At 66.6% G+C, this 15380-nt stretch carries 16 protein-coding genes; 1 reads left to right on the top strand and 15 read right to left on the bottom strand.

Annotated elements, in window-relative coordinates; all coding sequences use genetic code 11:
- Nucleotides 1-150: 150 nt before the first annotated feature.
- The gene (locus AC1D02_RS11120; RefSeq protein ID WP_477316700.1) at nt 151-906 is read left to right on the top strand and encodes a sulfite exporter TauE/SafE family protein; all 756 of its coding nucleotides are present in this window, start codon (nt 151-153) and stop codon (nt 904-906) included.
- Between the two features lie 258 nt (nt 907-1164).
- Here AC1D02_RS11120 and AC1D02_RS11115 read toward each other — a convergent pair whose 3' ends face one another.
- The 15 genes from AC1D02_RS11115 to AC1D02_RS11045 form a co-directional block, all read right to left on the bottom strand.
- Nucleotides 1165-2493 (bottom strand): type II secretion system protein GspD, encoded by a 1329-nt coding sequence (locus AC1D02_RS11115; protein ID WP_477316698.1) that lies wholly within the window; start codon nt 2491-2493, stop codon nt 1165-1167.
- The gene (locus AC1D02_RS11110; RefSeq protein WP_477316695.1) at nt 2490-2840 is read right to left on the bottom strand and encodes a hypothetical protein; all 351 of its coding nucleotides are present in this window, start codon (nt 2838-2840) and stop codon (nt 2490-2492) included. The genes AC1D02_RS11115 and AC1D02_RS11110 overlap by 4 nt, the downstream gene beginning before the upstream one ends.
- Nucleotides 2837-3406 carry a hypothetical protein gene (locus tag AC1D02_RS11105; RefSeq protein ID WP_477316693.1) on the bottom strand — a complete coding sequence of 190 codons (570 nt, stop codon included), beginning with the start codon at nt 3404-3406 and terminating at the stop codon, nt 2837-2839. The genes AC1D02_RS11110 and AC1D02_RS11105 overlap by 4 nt, the downstream gene beginning before the upstream one ends.
- The gene (locus AC1D02_RS11100; protein ID WP_477316691.1) at nt 3403-4041 is read right to left on the bottom strand and encodes a PilN domain-containing protein; all 639 of its coding nucleotides are present in this window, start codon (nt 4039-4041) and stop codon (nt 3403-3405) included. Before AC1D02_RS11100 ends, AC1D02_RS11105 begins: the two co-directional genes overlap by 4 nt.
- Before the next feature lies 1 nt (nt 4042).
- The gene (pilM, locus tag AC1D02_RS11095) at nt 4043-5149 is read right to left on the bottom strand and encodes a pilus assembly protein PilM (protein ID WP_477316689.1); all 1107 of its coding nucleotides are present in this window, start codon (nt 5147-5149) and stop codon (nt 4043-4045) included.
- Nucleotides 5150-5203: 54 nt separating this feature from the next.
- Complete coding sequence (locus AC1D02_RS11090) at nt 5204-6112, bottom strand: DNRLRE domain-containing protein (RefSeq protein WP_477316687.1); 909 nt, start codon at nt 6110-6112, stop codon at nt 5204-5206.
- Nucleotides 6109-6591, bottom strand: a complete 483-nt coding sequence (locus tag AC1D02_RS11085) for a PulJ/GspJ family protein (protein ID WP_477316685.1) — start codon at nt 6589-6591, stop codon at nt 6109-6111. Before AC1D02_RS11085 ends, AC1D02_RS11090 begins: the two co-directional genes overlap by 4 nt.
- On the bottom strand, nt 6588-7001 hold the full coding sequence (locus tag AC1D02_RS11080) for a hypothetical protein (RefSeq protein WP_477316683.1): 414 nt from the start codon (nt 6999-7001) through the stop codon (nt 6588-6590). The genes AC1D02_RS11085 and AC1D02_RS11080 overlap by 4 nt, the downstream gene beginning before the upstream one ends.
- Before the next feature lie 3 nt (nt 7002-7004).
- On the bottom strand, nt 7005-7580 hold the full coding sequence (locus AC1D02_RS11075; RefSeq protein WP_477316681.1) for a GspH/FimT family pseudopilin: 576 nt from the start codon (nt 7578-7580) through the stop codon (nt 7005-7007).
- A gap of 16 nt (nt 7581-7596) precedes the next feature.
- Entirely contained in the window at nt 7597-8169 is a 573-nt protein-coding gene (locus tag AC1D02_RS11070; RefSeq protein WP_477316679.1) for a type II secretion system protein, read from the bottom strand.
- Between the two features lie 149 nt (nt 8170-8318).
- The gene (locus AC1D02_RS11065; protein WP_477316677.1) at nt 8319-9434 is read right to left on the bottom strand and encodes a type II secretion system F family protein; all 1116 of its coding nucleotides are present in this window, start codon (nt 9432-9434) and stop codon (nt 8319-8321) included.
- Nucleotides 9435-9444: 10 nt separating this feature from the next.
- On the bottom strand, nt 9445-11472 hold the full coding sequence (locus tag AC1D02_RS11060) for an ATPase, T2SS/T4P/T4SS family (protein ID WP_477316675.1): 2028 nt from the start codon (nt 11470-11472) through the stop codon (nt 9445-9447).
- A complete protein-coding gene (locus AC1D02_RS11055) occupies nt 11472-12992 on the bottom strand; it encodes an HD domain-containing phosphohydrolase (RefSeq protein ID WP_477316673.1) in 1521 nt (506 codons plus the stop codon). Before AC1D02_RS11055 ends, AC1D02_RS11060 begins: the two co-directional genes overlap by 1 nt.
- A complete protein-coding gene (locus tag AC1D02_RS11050; protein WP_477316671.1) occupies nt 12982-13386 on the bottom strand; it encodes a response regulator in 405 nt (134 codons plus the stop codon). The genes AC1D02_RS11055 and AC1D02_RS11050 overlap by 11 nt, the downstream gene beginning before the upstream one ends.
- Entirely contained in the window at nt 13383-15215 is a 1833-nt protein-coding gene (locus AC1D02_RS11045; protein ID WP_477316669.1) for an ATP-binding protein, read from the bottom strand. Before AC1D02_RS11045 ends, AC1D02_RS11050 begins: the two co-directional genes overlap by 4 nt.
- Between the last annotated feature and the right edge of the window lie 165 nt (nt 15216-15380).

Raw genomic sequence — 15380 nt, 5'->3', positions numbered from 1 at the left:
GCACGCCGCCTGCAGCAAAGGGCTCGCAAGGATTTTGTCCTTGCGGGCCTTTTTTGTTTCAGCGCCCGCTCGAGCAGGCTGGCTCGCGGCACATTACAATGAGCGGCCCCGGGCCCGACGCAAACGCGCGAACCATCAGAAAAGGCATTCATGATCGCTGACCCCATTTTTTATGCTGCCGCCATTCCCGCGGTGCTGTTGACCGGAATTTCGAAAGGCGGCTTCGGCAGCGCCCTGGGCGGCATCGGCGTGGCCCTGATGGCGCTGGTGGTCTCCCCGGTACACGCGGCGGCGATCCTGTTGCCGGTGCTGTGCTTCATGGACTGCGTCGGAGTCCGGGTCTATTACAAGAGATGGGACGCGCAAAACCTCAAGATCATGATTCCGGGCGCACTGCTCGGAGTGGCGATCGGCACCCTCACCTTCGGCATGCTGTCGGAGAATGCGATCAGGATCCTGATCGGCTGCATCGCCGTTGCGTTTCCGCTCAATGCTTGGTTCGGTCGCGCACCTCGAACGGAGCCTTCAGGCCCCTCGCCGACCAAGGGCACGTTTTGGGGAGCCGTGTCCGGCCTGACCAGCTTCCTCGCACACGCGGGCGGTCCTCCCGCGATGGTCTACATGCTGCCCCAGCGCCTCGACAAGACCACCTACGTGGCGACGATCAGCGTGTTCTTCATGTGCGTGAACATGGTCAAGCTGGTGCCGTATGCCTGGCTCGGCCAGTTCTCCACCGCGAATCTCTCCACCTCGCTGGTGCTCGCGCCGCTGGTACCGATCGGAGTCTGGATGGGCGTCTGGCTGCAGAATCGCATCGACACCGCCTGGTTTTACCGGATCTCGCAAGCCTGCCTGTTCGGCACCGGCGTGCAGCTGATCTATCAGGGCGCCGGCAAGCTGGTTTAATGGCCGCAACGCCTCAGGCATAGAGCTGCTGGCAGCCGACTGCGCGCCATTGCCGGCGAAGCGGTCAACATCCCGGCGATCCGCTACGATCCGGCCGAACTGGGGATCACGGCGCGCCCGCGCTGGGTCCCCGTGCGCGCCCAGCCAATCCGGCACGCCTCCGGGATCGTGGTCGAGGTCATGCGCTGGTGCCGGCTTGCCAGGACTATCGTTAATTCGCTTTCGCCAGGTCGAGAGCCCTGATATCCGGCCCGGCCGCTACTTGGCTGACGGCAAAATGGCCGGAGTCGGCAAAATCGGATCGGCGGCAGCCTCGTCCAATGCGCGCGCGGCATTGGCGTCCAGTCCGCTCGCGTTCGCTGCCACTATGCGCGGAGTGATGATCACGATGGTCTCGCTGCTGGAACCGACTTCGTCGCTGTTCGCGAACAGGCGGCCGATCCCGGGAATATCGCCCAGACCCGGGATGCCGAGGCGCCGCGCATTGCTCGAGGTCTTGATCAAGCCTGCGATCAGGATCGGCTGACCGTCGTTGGCCACCATCTGGGTCGACACTTCCGTCGTCTTTTTCGATGGAATGCCCAACGACACAGTCCCCGAACTCACTTCCGGGCGGATTTTCATGAAGATGCGGCCATTCGCGTCGACCGACGGCGTAACGCGCAGGATGACGCCGGTCTCCAGGAACTGTACCGATTCCGTCGTCACGTTGTTGATGGTTGTCGTAAGCCGGTAGCCAAGCTTGTCGCCGATGTTCGTGATCGCCTCCTGGTTTTCCATCGTCAGCAGCTTGGGGGTGGCCAGGGTGCGTACCCGCCCCTTGTTACTAAGGGCGCTGAGGAAGGTCTCGATATTGCCGTTCACGAAATTGAGCATGAAACCGGGCGCACCACGCGACGCCAGACCGGTCGTGCCGAAGCGATTGACGCCGTTGGCGCTGAAAATGCGGGTCCAGTCGATGCCGAAGTTTTCGGTATGGTCGAGTGTGATCTCGAGGATCTTCGCTTCGATCAGGATCTGGCGCGGCTGTGCATCGATTTCCTTGAGCAGGCGAGCGATCCGCCGCAGACCGTCCGGCGTGTCTTCCACGACCAGCATGCGCCGCGCGTCGACGACCGTCACGCTGCCGCCCGGCCCCACATGGCGCGAGAGAATGTCGCCGATCAGCTTGGGGTCGGAATACATCACCTGCATCGCCCGCACTTCCATCTGGCCGGGAGCCGACTGGATGCGCACGGATTTCGGATCGCTGATGAAGTAACCGTTCTCGCGCATCGTCACCGCATAGCCGCCCGCCTCCGCGATCGCGTAGATCGCCTGGCGCAGCGGCAGGTTGTACAGGTTGACCGCGACATTGCCGGTCACGCCGCGTCCCAGCACAATGTTGATGCGCTCCTTGCGCGCGATCATTTCGAACAGCTCGGCGATCGGCGTGTCGCGGAACACGAACGACAGCGGCGCCTCGGCGCCGGCCGCGGGCACGGGCGCTGGCGCCTGCGCCGGCCGCGCCTCCTGCGCGCTTGCGCACAACGCCATCGCCAGGAGACCGGCGCCGGCCAGGCGCCGCGGGGGCGAAAAAATATTCATCGTTGACCATCCTTGGTGAGCGTGAGTGTGATGCGCTTGCCTGCCTTTGCGAGCATGACGCTGCGTTCGGCGACCTGAACCAGCTTGAAGCCGTCGATGCTGTCGCCCAATGCGAGCACGCGGCCGTCGATGTTGACCAGCGATTTCGAGCGGTCGTAAATGATCGCCCGTAATTCGGGCTCCCTTGCCTGCTCGCGCACGGCGCCGTCACCTTCGGCCGGATCGGCGACGGCGGAAGACGCCGCGGCCCTGCGCGCGAACGGGTCGCGCCAGCGCGGCTGCTGGGCATTCGCCAGCACCGGGAACAGCGCGAGCGCTGCGAGAAACATCGCAAGGATGCGCCTCATCGCGGCGCCCCGCCGAGCGTATATACGTTGACGCGAATTTTCATGATGACTTGTCCGGTCTTGTCGGAGGGACGCAGGTCGAAACGAGCGATGCCCAGGTTGGGCTGGCGGGCTTCAATGTCCGCCAGCCATTCGATCAGCTCCTGGTAGCCGCCGACGGCTTCGAAGTCGAACGGCGTTTCGGTCAGGCGCGCCACGATGCGCGCCGGCCCCGGCGTCGCGCCCGACAGGCGCACGCCGTGACGTGCGGCGGCCCGATCGAGTTCGCCGATCACGGCAAGTGGAAGGTCGTTTCCGCCTCCCTGCGGGCGCGGCGGGGCCAGCTTCATCGCCATTGCGCCGGCATCGCGGTCGAGCGCAGCCAGTTCGGCCTTTTGGGCGGCCGGCGTGCGCTCGACCTGTTCGAGCCGGGATCTCTCCTCGGCCTGCAAGCGCAAGGCGGCAAGCGGCTGGCGCAGCATCAGCGTCCAGACCAGCGCCGCCGCTACCGCCAGCAGCCCGCCCAGGATCAGGTAGAGCTGGCGCGCCGGCATGCGCATCAGCGAGGCAGTCAGGCGCGCCATCATGGCAAACGCTCCAATGCGGCGCTGACCGTAAACTGGACGCCTGTTTCAGCCTGCGCCGCGTCGGCCCGGCCCGCCCCGGCGCCGCTGCTGCGCACCAGCCGCACCTGGGCGAACCCGGGCTGGGCCGCCAGCTTGCCGAGAAAAGTGCTCAGGGCCGGATAGCCGGCGGCCACGCCGGACAGTTCGAGCCGGTGCGACAGCAGCCACGCCTCGGCGGCGCCGTTGCTTGTCAAGGCCGGCAGAACCAGCTGGCCCTGCGGCGCAGCCTGCGCCGACTGCACCTGCGCTTCGCGGCTAAAGCTCACCTGGTCGAGCGACAGCTGCGGCGACAGCCCCGCCTCGATCGCGTCGGCGACGCGCACGGCGTCGCCCGCGCCACGCAGGGCCGCAAGCGACACCAGCGCCTGCTGAGTGGTGGCCTTGTACGCCCGCGCCGCATCGATTGCGGCGCTGCCCGATTGCGCCAGCGCGCTGGCCGTACGCAACTGCGCCAGCCGCGCCTCGCCCTGAGCCAGGCGCCATTTCAGCGCCGCGCCGGCGACGCCGCCCGCCAGCGGCAACAGCAGGAACGCCACGGCGAACAGCTGCAGGCGTTGGCGCAGGCGCCGTTCCGCGCGGTACCCGCGCGGGATCATATCAATTTCCGACAAGCGGTTCTCCTCGTAAAGCCAGGCCGACGGCCATGGCGATTCCCGGATGCTGGTCGAGCGACGCGGCCGCCGTCCCCGGCGCGAATCCCGACAGCGGCTGCAGCAGCTCGACCGGCAGCGCCACCACCTCTCCGATCCGGCCCAGGATGTCCGGATGGCCCGCCAGGCTGCCGTTCAGGTATACGCGGCTCAGCGTGCTGCCGCGCGTGCGCGAGGCGACGTACACCTGGGTGCGCACCAGTTCCTCGGCGAGCGCCGCGAAGGCCGGATAAAGGATTTCGCGAATGGTGCGGCCGACATCCGGCTGCCCGCCAGCCTCGCCGGTGTCCGGCCGGGCGCCCACGCCATGCCGGCGCAGCAGGCCCAACGCGGCCTCGGCGCCCAGGCCGAGCCCCTTCGACAGCTTATCCACCAGCAGCGCTTCGCCAAAGTCGATCTCGCGATCGAGCATCAGGCGGCGTCCCCAGGTCACGGTCAGGTAGCTCTTCTGAACGCCGAAGTTGATCAGCAACACAGCCTGGCCGAGATCCTCGCGCTGCATCCCCGCCAGCAGGCGGGCCATCGCCGCCGGTCCGATGTCGAGCGCAACCGGGTCCAGGCCGGCGCCGGTCAACAGGTCGAGGAAGGCCACCACGCGCTGGCGCTCCGCGACCGCCACCAGCACCTGGCGTTCGCCGGCGTCGGCGTCGGCGCCGCGGATCTGGTAGTAGTCCACCACCGCATCGTCCGGCGCCATGCCGATCTGGTCGCGCGCCGCCCTGGCCACCGCCTGGTCCTCGCGCTGACCCGGCGCCAGCTGCACCGTCAACTGCAGGATCCGGACCTCCGACGGGGCCAGCGCACAGTGGATGCGGCGTCCGCGGAAGGGCGCCGCCGCCAGGCAGGACCTGACAAATGCACGCAGCGCGCGCGGGTCGGCCATCAGCTGCGCGCGCGGAATGGGATAAGGCACCGACACCGCGGCCCGCACCTGCGCGCCGATTTCGGCGCGTTCGAGCTGCACCATGTTCAGGCGCTCGGCGGCAAAATCGACGCCGATCGGCAAACCGGCGGGCGTTGCGCCGAAACGGCGCCACAGATCACGCGGCGTCAAGCTGGCCTCCGGGAATCTGGATCATGCGGCGAAATGTCGGTGGGGTCATGGGCATCAGCAGCTCGGCACGTAATTGACAACCAGGGTGGGACGCGAACCGGCAGCGCCAGTAAAGCTGTGAAAACGCGCCTGCTGAATCGGGCCGTCGGCGATCAGCGCGAACCCATAGTTCGAGTAAAGGCCGTTGAACCAGCCGTCCACCAGCGCCGTCACATCCCAGGTATAGCTGCCGTTCGCACCAACGGTCTGGCGCGCAATGGCGCCGGCGCTGTAGTCGCCGCCGGCGCGCTCCCATGGCGTGCCGGACAGCGCGGCATTCCAGCTCGCTCCCTGCTGGTTCCAGCTATTCTTCACCCGGCGCACGCTCACCGAGCCGCTAAACGGGGACGACTGGAATTGCGTCAGCGTCAGCTGCGCGCTGATGATCGACGAGTCCGGCGGTACGTCGGCGAGCTTGAAGCGCACAAGTATGTTGGCATTGCCCTGCCCCAGCTCCAGGAAGGCGGCGCCGCCCTGCAAGGCGTCGGGTGCGGCGCCGCTCAGCCAGGTGCTGTCCGCTTCGGTCGTCGACACCGTGATGACGGTCGGCTTGGTCAGGTCGCGTACTTCTACCTTGTCGCGCACCAGCGTGACGCTCGCTCCGGACGGCGTCTGCCCCTTCGCGGTAACGTTCAGCGTGCTCGATCCACTGGAGCTCACCACCGCGCTCATCGTCCCGGCGCCGGCGAGCGGCGTTGCCGGGAGATCCTGAATGACCCTGCAGCCCGCGCGCTGGCCGCGCCAGCGTGCCAGGTTCAGGGCGCCGTCGGCCAGCGAACGCGCGACGGCGGCGTCGTAATCGTCGCCCGCCGAGCGCGCCGACATCGCGCCTTCGCGCGACATCGCGAGCGCAAGCGCGCCGACCACCGCGAGCATCAGCACGACGGCCAGGAGCGCCACGCCGTCCTGTCGCACCGGCGTCACCGCGCGCCTCCCAGCCGCGCGGTGCCGGTCGCTGTGGCGCTAATGTCACCCTGTCCGACCGTCACGGCGACTTCCACCAGAGTCTGGCCCGCCGCCAGATCAGGGGAAGTGATCTTGAACGACTTCACCGGCTCGGCGATGATCCGGCTGGCGCCGCTCAGGGTTTCGACGAGCGCGAGGGTGCCGGCGCTGCTGCCGGCGCGCAGGTCGTAAAAGGTCGGCGAAAACCAGCTGCCGGAACTCGCATCATCGGTCTTGGACGACAAGGTGCCGGCCTTGGCCAGGCGCACTTGCATCATGATGCGCCTCACCGCGAATCGCGCCTGCTGCTGGTACTCGAGCTGCGTCATGGTCACCGTGCTGGCCGCCGCCGCCCCACGCACCATGGATGCAAGCGTCGCCAGCACCACTGCGCTGAGCGCCATCGCCACCAGCAATTCGATCAGGGTCAGGCCGGCTTGCCTGCGCAGAGTGCTCACCGGGCCACCAGCGTGGTCAGCGTCATGGGCGACGCGCCGCTGGCGCCGCGCGTCGAAACCGCGATGTACAGCAGTCCCGTGTCGGCGGACGTGAAGTTCGGCGAGGCGTCGGGATCGTAGCGCGCGATGAACACGTCGCGCACCGGGCAGCCGTCGATGTCGGCGGCCAGCGAATAGCTCGACGGCGCAGTCTGCGTCCCGGCGGCATTCAGCAACAGCTGGTACGGTTCGCCGGCTACGGCCTCCATCCTGGTTTTCAGGCACGCCAGCGCCTGGCCGGTTTGCTGCGCGACCAGCGGCGCGCGCGTGGCGTTGCGCACCGCTTCCATCGCCGGCACCAGGCAGATGGCCAGCAGCAGCAGGGCTACCGTCACCTCGATATAGGAAAATCCCCGCGCGCGCGTGCGCATGGCTCACGAAGCCACGCTGACGCGGCCGGTCAGCGCATCGATCGATATGACCCGGCGTCCGGATCCGATCGACAGCTGGACCGATCCGCTGGTGAGCTGCTTGATGTCCGAGGTGTTTTTGCCGCCGACGTAGACCGGCGCCCCGTCCGGGCCGAAGCTGACCAGGTTGGCGCCGGCGGAAGTGCCGCTGTAGACGAAAGCGCAGCTGTCGATGCGCGCCGCGGTGCCTGGCCGAGCGGACAGTGCCAGCGTATAGGTCTGCTTGTCGAGGGGTTGCATGATCGGCTTCGCGGTGTCTTCAGTCGGGGGCTTGGGGACCATATTCAGCGCATAGATGCGGATGGTGTTGGCCGCCTGGTTGCAATCGACCGTGCGCCATTCGCCGCTGCGGATCGCATCGGACTGGGCGAAGCGCAGCAGCTGGACCACGTCGCGGGCGGCGGCGTCGAGCTGCGCGGGGCGCACCGGCGTGCTGCCTAATTGCGCCAGCGCGGCCACCGAGCCCAGTATCAGGAGCACCACCACCATTTCGAACAGGGTGAAGCCGCGTGCGGGGCCGGTGGGCGAAATGCGCGGCATCGCCAGGCATCGCCGCTTAGTGGCTCGAGAACGCCTTGTTCTTGACGTCGACGGCATTGCTGTTCATGACGAGCTGGCCCGACTTGGTGTCGTAGGCCCAGCCGCCGGTAGCGGCCGCCGGCGCCAGCGGCGTGCCGGCGGAAGTGACGACGATCTCGCTGGCCAGCGCGCCCTTGCCGGTGACCGGATCGGCCGGAATGGCGCCGCGGATGTACGGGCCGAAGCGGAAGGTGGTGTCGGCCACGGCACAGGTGTTGCCCAATTCGTCGGACGCCTTGGTCATCTGGTCCATGAACGCCTGGGCCGAATTGACCGCGCCGGTGCCCGGGCCGCTGCTGCAGGTGGTCGCGGCGGTGCCGTTCGAAGCCGCCGCGCCAGGATAATTGCTCTTGTGCTGCACCCGGTACAGTTCGATCGCGGCACGCATCGTCGACAGGTTGGCGTCGAGCGAGCCCTCGCGGGCGTCGCCGGTGGTGCTGGCGAATTGTGGAATGACGATCGCGGCAAGAATGGCCAGGATGATCACGACGATCAACAGCTCGATCAGGGTAAAACCCGCAGCGACGCGACGTTGGATGTTAGCAGTCATACATTCCTCAAAAGATGGACCCGGTACTCAAAAGCTACGATTGTTGCGAAATATCACTTAACGCGAGATTAACATGAATATTGCCCGAAAGAAGCAACTTTTCATTCTGGCGTAAGCAAGTGTTGGCAAAGGCAGACAGTATCTCGACGTCAATGCGCGGCACGCGAAAGCTTGAAAATGGGCAAAATTAGCGAGCTGACAATCGTTCCAACCATCACTCCCATCACCAGCAGCATTACCGGTTCGGCCAGCTTGGACAACTGGGTCAGCTGGCGCGTCAGTTCGCGGTCGTAGAAATCGGCGATCCGGCCCATCACGCGGCCCAGGCTGCCCGCCTGCTCTCCGGTGGCGATCATCTGCTGCACGCTGGCGGGAATCAGGGCGCTGTCGCGAAATCCGGCGGCGATCCCCTTCCCTTCGGTGACTTCGCGTTCGAGCTGCAGGATGAAGCGATGGAATTCGAGGTTCGGCACCACTTCGCGGCAGGCGGCCAGCGTGGCCAGCACGGTGACGCCGCGTTCGAGCGAAATGCCCATCACCCGCATCAGCCGCGTGATGTAGATCTTGATGAAGATGTCGCGCACGTACGGCACGCGCAGCTTGAGACGGTCCAGCGCGGCGCGGCTGGACGGCCGCAGCGCCCACGCCACGAGCGCGCCGAGCGCTGCGCCGGCGCCGCCCATCACCAGCAGGGTGTGCTCGGTCAGTGCCACCGACAGCGCCATCAGCAGGCGCGTCGAAGTCGGCAGCTCATCGTAAATACCGAGGAACATGACGGCGAACTTGGGAAACACGAACATCAGGATGAACAACACCACCAGCACCGAGAACACCACCAGGAACGCCGGGTACGACAAGGCCGACACAATGGTCGCGCGCAGCCGCTCCTGCTTTTCGTCCATTTCGACCAACTGCGCCAGCACCTCCGGCAGGAAGCCGCCCTCCTCGCTGGCGCCGACCAGGTTCACGTAGGTCGACGGGAACAGCTGGGCGTGCGGCGCGAGCGCGTCGGAAAAACGCGCGCCGGCGACGATGTCGTCCGATAGCGCGCCAAGCAGATCGCGCATGCGCGGATTGTCGGACTGGTCGTGCAGCGAACGCAGCGCCGAATGCAGCGGCACGCCGGTATCAAGCAGCAGCGCCAGGCGTTCGGTGAAGGCAATCCGGTCGGCGGCGCCCAGCTTGCGGCCGGCGCCCAGTTGCAGCCGCACCGGCCGGGCCAGCCCCACCGGCGCAACGCCTTCGGCGTCGAATTCTATCGGCATCGCGTTCCCCTCACAGCGAATGGACCACGCGAGCGATTTCCTCCGGCGTGGTGTCGCCCTGGAAGGCGCGTTCCATGCCGTCGGCGTACAGGTCGTGGTGCCCGCGCGCGGCCACCAGCTCCTCCATCGCTTCCTTGGTGGCGTTGGCCACAATCATGCGCTGCAGTTCGGCGTCGATGTCGAGCAGCTCGTAGATGCCCATGCGGCCTTTGTAGCCGGAGTCGTAGCATGCCGGGCAGCCGCGGCCGCGCGTCAGGCGCAGGTCGCCCGCGCCCGCGTAGCGGTAGGCTGCAGCCGCTTGCGGCGGCGCCAGGTAGCTGGTCTTGCAGCCCTGGCAGACCCGGCGCACCAGGCGCTGCGCCATCACGCCGATCAGCGCGGACGACAGCAGGTAGGGTTCGACGCCCATCTCGACCAGGCGCGACACGGCGCCCAGCGTGTCGTTGGTATGCAGCGTGGTCAGCACCAGGTGGCCGGTCAGCGCGGCCTGCACCGCGATTTCCGCGGTCTGGCGGTCGCGGATCTCGCCGATCATGATGATGTCCGGATCCTGGCGCAGCACGTGCTTGAGGATTTTCGGGAAGGTCAGCCCGATCGCATCGTTGACCTGGTTCTGGTTGACGATGTCGAGCTGGTATTCGACCGGATCCTCGATCGTGACGATGTTCTTCTCGATGCTCTTGAGGTGGCTGATCGCCGCGTACAGGCTGGTGGTCTTGCCGCTGCCGGTGGGGCCGGTGACCAGGATCAGGCCGTGGCTGCGCGACAGCAGGCGCTTGAACTGCGCTACCGCGGCCCCGTTCATGCCCAGCTTGTCGACGTCGAGGATCGACTGGTTCTTGTCGAGCACGCGGAGCACCACCTTCTCGCCGTAGATGCCGGGCAGCGAGCTGAATCGCAGGTCCACCGTGCGGCCCTGGATCGCCACCTGGATGCGGCCGTCCTGCGGCAGTCTCCGCTCGGCGATGTCGAGGTTGGCCATCACCTTCAGGCGCGACACGATGGCCGGATGCTGCTCCGGCCGCGGCGACATCACCTCGTACATGATGCCGTCGATGCGCAGGCGCACCCGCGCCTTGTTGCGCGAGATTTCGATGTGGATGTCGCTGGCGCTGTCGTGGATCGCGCGCTGGATGATCGCGTTGACCATGTTGATCACCGGGCTGGCGCCGGCCATCTGGTCGATCTGCGTGTAATCGTCGGGGATCTGGTTCTCGATCAGCTCCAGGTCCGACACGTCGGTCTGGACGAAGTCGCCCAGGCTCGATCCGCCGTAGGCGTCGTCGCGCAAGGCCCGGATCTCGTTCGGCAGCGCGAGCACCACCCGGACCTTGCAGCCGGTGCGCGCCTTGATTTCGTCGATGCTGTGGATCGCCTGGGGTTCGGCTGTGGCCAGGGTCAGGGTGTTGTGGATGGCGAACAGCGGCAGCACGTTGAGGCGGCGCGCCGCATCGCGGTCGAGCAGTCCGACCGCGGCCGGGTCGTACAGGCCGCCGCGCAGCGATACAAACGGCAGGTCGAGCTGCTCGGCCAGCGCCTGGAACAGCGCGCCTTCCGCCAGCCACTTCTTCTCCACCATGATGAAACCCATGCGCTTGCCGGTCTGGTCCTGCAGGCGCGCCGCCTCGGCGACCTGCTCGGCGCTGGCGAAGCCGCGCGCCACCAGGATGTCGCCCAGCTTGCCCGATGGGGCGGCGCGCGCCGGGCGAGCGGGACGGTCCGGCGCGTCATACAGCGACAGCTGGTCGTCCAGCCCCGTGGCGGCGAAGATGTCCTTGATCAGCGTGCCCGGGTAGGCGATCTTGAGCCAGCCGCCGAGTTCCGTCATGCGCACGGCATGTTCCAGCAGCAGTTCGAGCGCCCGGCTCGACACCAGCGTAACTTTGGACATGTCGACCACGATGCGCACCTGGTGCTGCGCGACGCACTGGGCGACCGCCGCCTCCAGCGCTGCGATCGCGTCGGACGCGACCAGCGCCATGGCCGGCGCGAGGTAGGTCATCGAGCCGATGCGGCTGCGCGTTACCGTGTCCTCCATCACGCACCCACGACGGCGGCGCTGCGCTGGATGTTAAAGCGGGCGATCCATTCCGGCTCTTCGGCACATACCTTTTCCAGCACGGCGATGATGGCCGGGTCGAGCTGGGTGCCGGAGCAACGGGCAATCTCGGCCAGGGCGACCTCGTGGCTGCGTCCCGCGCGGTAGGCGCGCGAACTGGTAATCGAGTCGTAGGTGTCGGCGACCGCGATAATGCGCGCGGCCTGCGGGATGTCGTGCCCTTTCAGGCCGTGCGGATAGCCGGTGCCATCGAACTTTTCCTGGTGATGGCGCGCGCCCGGCACCGCGTCCTTCAGGCGGTCGATGTGGCGCAGGATCTCGTAGCTGCGTTCGGGGTGGACCATGATGAAAGTGAATTCATCGGCCGACAGGCGGCCCGGCTTGCACAACACCGCGTCCGGGATGCCGATCTTGCCGACATCGTGCAGCAGCGAGCCCCAGTACAGATTATCGAGTTCGCGCTCGGACAATTGCATCGCTCGGCCGATTTCCATGGCGATGTGGTGCACGCGCTCGGAGTGGCCGCGCGTGTACGGGTCCTTCGCCTCGACGGCCTCGATCAGCGCAGCGGCCATCTGCTCGTTGAACTGGCCGGTTTCGGCCAGCATCCCGTGCATGCGCGACAGGCTGGAGAGATGGTTGGCCAGCACTTCGCCCAGCTTACGGTCGCTGTTCGAGAAATCCGGCTTCGATGCGTGGTTGACCAGGACCAGGATCGCGACGATCGAGCGTTCCTGGAACACCGGGCAGCACAGAATCTTGAATGGCATGTCGGTGAAGATATAGGCGCGGCGCGGATCGGTGGCCTCGTTGATGACGATCGGCTTGCGCGACGAATGGGCGAAGCGATACAGGTCGCCGCGCATCTCGACCAGCACCAGGTCAAGGTTGTGGATCGGCGCCGACAGGTTGGTGGCGGACACACACAGCGCGTCGCCCGGCTTGACGAAGGCGGCGACGTCGGCGTCCATGTGCTCGGCCCAGCTTTGCAGCAGGCCCTTGAAAATGTCGGCGCCGTCCGCCAGGTTGCTCACGTGGCGGTCGATCGCGTACACCAGGTGCAGTTCTTCGTAGCGCTCGGCCAGCTCGGCGGCCATCTTGTTCAATTCGAATTTGGTCGCGAATTCGTCGGCAATGCCGGCCCCCACGTCCTCGAGGGTCTCGGCCAGCGCGTCCCACTCCGGCGGCGCCTCGACCGGCGCGGACGCCGCACGAAGGCAGACGAAGCCGATCAGCTGCTGCTTGCCGCGCAACGGCAGGTACAGCAGCGCATCGCCGCCGGCGTCGTGGCGCTGCATGCCGTCGCCGACGCAGGGCCAGGCGAAACCGGAGGCGGACAAATCGGCCAGCCAGGCCGGCAGGCCGGCGCCGGAACCGGTATGCGCGACGACCGCGCCGTCCGCGAGGCACAAGGCCATCGGATAATCGACACCGGTGACCCGGCGCACCCACTTGCCGTACTTGGCAAAGTTAATTTCCGCCAGCGCGTCAGAGTGCATGGACGCTCTCCGTGCGGGCCGCGGCGTCGGCGAAATGGCGTGCAAGGCGCGCCACCAGCTGGCGCGGGCTGAGCGGCTTTTCCAGGAACTCGGTGTCGGCCAGGTCGCGCGCCCAGCTGCGCTCCTCCAGCGCGGTCATCGACGTCATCACCATGATCATGAAACGACGATCCGGGTAGCGCGCGCGCGCGGTCCGGCAAAGATCGCGGCCGTTCATGCCGTCCATCTGGATGTCGCTGATCAGCACATCGGGTTCGAAGGTCTCCATCAACGTCAGCGCCTCGGCGCCGTCGTTGGCCGACCGCACCTGGTACCCCTCGCGCTCGAGGCTCAGGCGCAGGATGCGGATGACGTGGGCTTCATCGTCGACGATCAGGATGTTGGGTGGATTCATAAGACGTTCGCGCCCTGCAGCAATGCCGGCATTTTCTTGAGATGGATGGAAAACTCGCTGCCTTGTCCCAGGTCGCTGCGCAAGGTCACGCGGCCGTGGTGCAGCTCGATGATCTGGGCGGTCAGGTACAAGCCCAGGCCGTGCCCGCCGCGCGCCGAACCGGCTTCGCGCGCGCGGTAGAACTTGTCAAACACGTGCGGCTGGTCCGCCGCGGCGATCCCGATGCCGCTGTCCTTGACGGTGATGACGATCTCGTGGTCGCCCTCCTCCGCGAACAGCGACACCGCGCCGCCCGGCTCGTTGTACTTGATGGCGTTGGTGACCAGGTTGTTCAGCGCGATGCGGAACAGGTCCTTGTCGACCGACACCGCGGCCAGTTCGCGCGGGATCCGCAGGTCCATTTTCATCGACTTCGCTTCGGCGCGCGGCAAGGCGTTGGCGTAGACGTCGCGCAGCAGTTCGTCCAGCTTCACGCGGTGGCGCTCCGGCGTCATGCTGCCCGTCTCCAGCTTGCTCACGTTGAGCAGGTTGTTGACCAGCCCGTTCATGCGCTCCACCTCGTCCTGGATCACGTTGATCGATTCGATGCGCAGCGCCTGGTCCGCCGGATCGGCGTCCTGCAGCGTCTCGGCGTACATCGCGATGACGTTCAGGGGCGACTTGAGTTCGTGCGAGACGTGGGCGACGAAATCGTTGCCGGCCTGCTGGGCGAGGAATTCCCGGGTCGTGTCGCGCAGCACGATCAAGGTGCCGAACGCCATCCGTCCATGCCCGCCGACCAGCGGCTGGCCGCTGGCCGACAGCTGCTTGTCGGGCACCAGCGCGGGAGCGAAGTCGATCTGCAGCTGGCGCCCCGCTTCCGGATGTTCGTGGCTGTAGCGCTCGAGCAGGGCGCGCAGTTCCGGGTCGCGGCACCACTGCGCGATCGGCGTGGTCAGCACGTCGTTCAATTCGACGCCCAGCATCGGCTCGACCTTGCTGTTGGCGAAAGTGACTTCGCCGGCGGGGTCGAGAATGATCAGGCCATCGGGCATGCAATGCATGACCGCGTTCATCTTGTTGCTGCCATACTCGAGCAGGCGTCCGCCGGTCACCGCGCGCTCGCTGTCGGCTTCCAGGGCGGCGATGCGGGCGTTGGCCCGGCTCAGATAATCGAGCAGGCGCTGCGACAGGTCGGCGATGTCGGCCCGCTGCGGCAACGTCGGCGCGGTGCCGGCGCTGGCCAGTTGCCCGAGCTGGGCGCTGATCGCACCGAGTGGCGCCAGTTCGCGCTTGAGCAGCAGGTAGGCCAAGGGCACCAGCGCGAACATCACCAGCGCGATCGCGGCGAAAAATGACAGGTCGCCGATCGCCAACAGTCCGGCGCGCGAAAAGTAGGCGACCCTGACATAGCCCTTGACGGCGCCGTCTTCGATCACTGGGCCGAAAAATTCGCGCACGGCGCGGCCACCGTTGGCGCCGTTGGCGCCGTCGAGCGCGCGTTCGCCGAACAGCGAACTGGCGCCGGAAGGCGGCGGCGCGGTGACGACGACGGCGCCGGGACTGGTGATTTCGGCGCGCACGGCGCCATCGCGGCCGGTCACCGCGGCATAAGCGAAGTCGGGATTGTCGTGGGCGGCGAACAGCGACAGCAGCACGCTCGGGCGACCGTTGCGCGGCGCCAGCGTTTCCATCTGCAGCGCCGACAGCGATTTCGTCAGGGCCAGGCCCTGGATGCGAATCTGGTCCGCGTGAGTGCGTTGCTGGCGCTGCATCAACAGGCCGAGCACCACCGCGATGACCAGCAGCGACATGGAAAGGAGCGCGATTCCGACGCGGTTATTCTTCATTAATTTGCCGTGATTAACGCGTGATTCGTTCGAGTATTGCTGCCAGACTATATTCCAAACGTTACCGCAAGGCAAACCAAGTGTCGATTATCTAAGGGTCGCGGCGGTTAATTGTTGCAAATTTTCACAGGATTGGCCCAGGGCGCCCTGCCGCGGCGGCTCGCA

This window comes from Massilia sp. P1_C10, from assembly GCF_056406475.1.
The sequence above is the reverse complement of the archived record's forward strand: the minus strand, read 5'-3'. Positions and strand labels throughout refer to the sequence as shown.

Bases quoted from the DNA above. Each gene is read 5' to 3' on its own strand.
- AC1D02_RS11120 (WP_477316700.1), top strand. From the start codon at position 151: ATGATCGCTGACCCCATTTTTTATGCTGCCGCCATTCCCGCGGTGCTG.
- AC1D02_RS11115 (WP_477316698.1), bottom strand. From the start codon at position 2,493: ATGAATATTTTTTCGCCCCCGCGGCGCCTGGCCGGCGCCGGTCTCCTG.
- AC1D02_RS11110 (WP_477316695.1), bottom strand. From the start codon at position 2,840: ATGAGGCGCATCCTTGCGATGTTTCTCGCAGCGCTCGCGCTGTTCCCG.
- AC1D02_RS11105 (WP_477316693.1), bottom strand. From the start codon at position 3,406: ATGATGGCGCGCCTGACTGCCTCGCTGATGCGCATGCCGGCGCGCCAG.
- AC1D02_RS11100 (WP_477316691.1), bottom strand. From the start codon at position 4,041: ATGATCCCGCGCGGGTACCGCGCGGAACGGCGCCTGCGCCAACGCCTG.
- AC1D02_RS11080 (WP_477316683.1), bottom strand. From the start codon at position 7,001: ATGCGCACGCGCGCGCGGGGATTTTCCTATATCGAGGTGACGGTAGCC.
- AC1D02_RS11075 (WP_477316681.1), bottom strand. From the start codon at position 7,580: ATGCCGCGCATTTCGCCCACCGGCCCCGCACGCGGCTTCACCCTGTTC.
- AC1D02_RS11070 (WP_477316679.1), bottom strand. From the start codon at position 8,169: ATGACTGCTAACATCCAACGTCGCGTCGCTGCGGGTTTTACCCTGATC.
- AC1D02_RS11065 (WP_477316677.1), bottom strand. From the start codon at position 9,434: ATGCCGATAGAATTCGACGCCGAAGGCGTTGCGCCGGTGGGGCTGGCC.
- AC1D02_RS11060 (WP_477316675.1), bottom strand. From the start codon at position 11,472: ATGGAGGACACGGTAACGCGCAGCCGCATCGGCTCGATGACCTACCTC.
- AC1D02_RS11055 (WP_477316673.1), bottom strand. From the start codon at position 12,992: ATGCACTCTGACGCGCTGGCGGAAATTAACTTTGCCAAGTACGGCAAG.
- AC1D02_RS11050 (WP_477316671.1), bottom strand. From the start codon at position 13,386: ATGAATCCACCCAACATCCTGATCGTCGACGATGAAGCCCACGTCATC.
- AC1D02_RS11045 (WP_477316669.1), bottom strand. From the start codon at position 15,215: ATGAAGAATAACCGCGTCGGAATCGCGCTCCTTTCCATGTCGCTGCTG.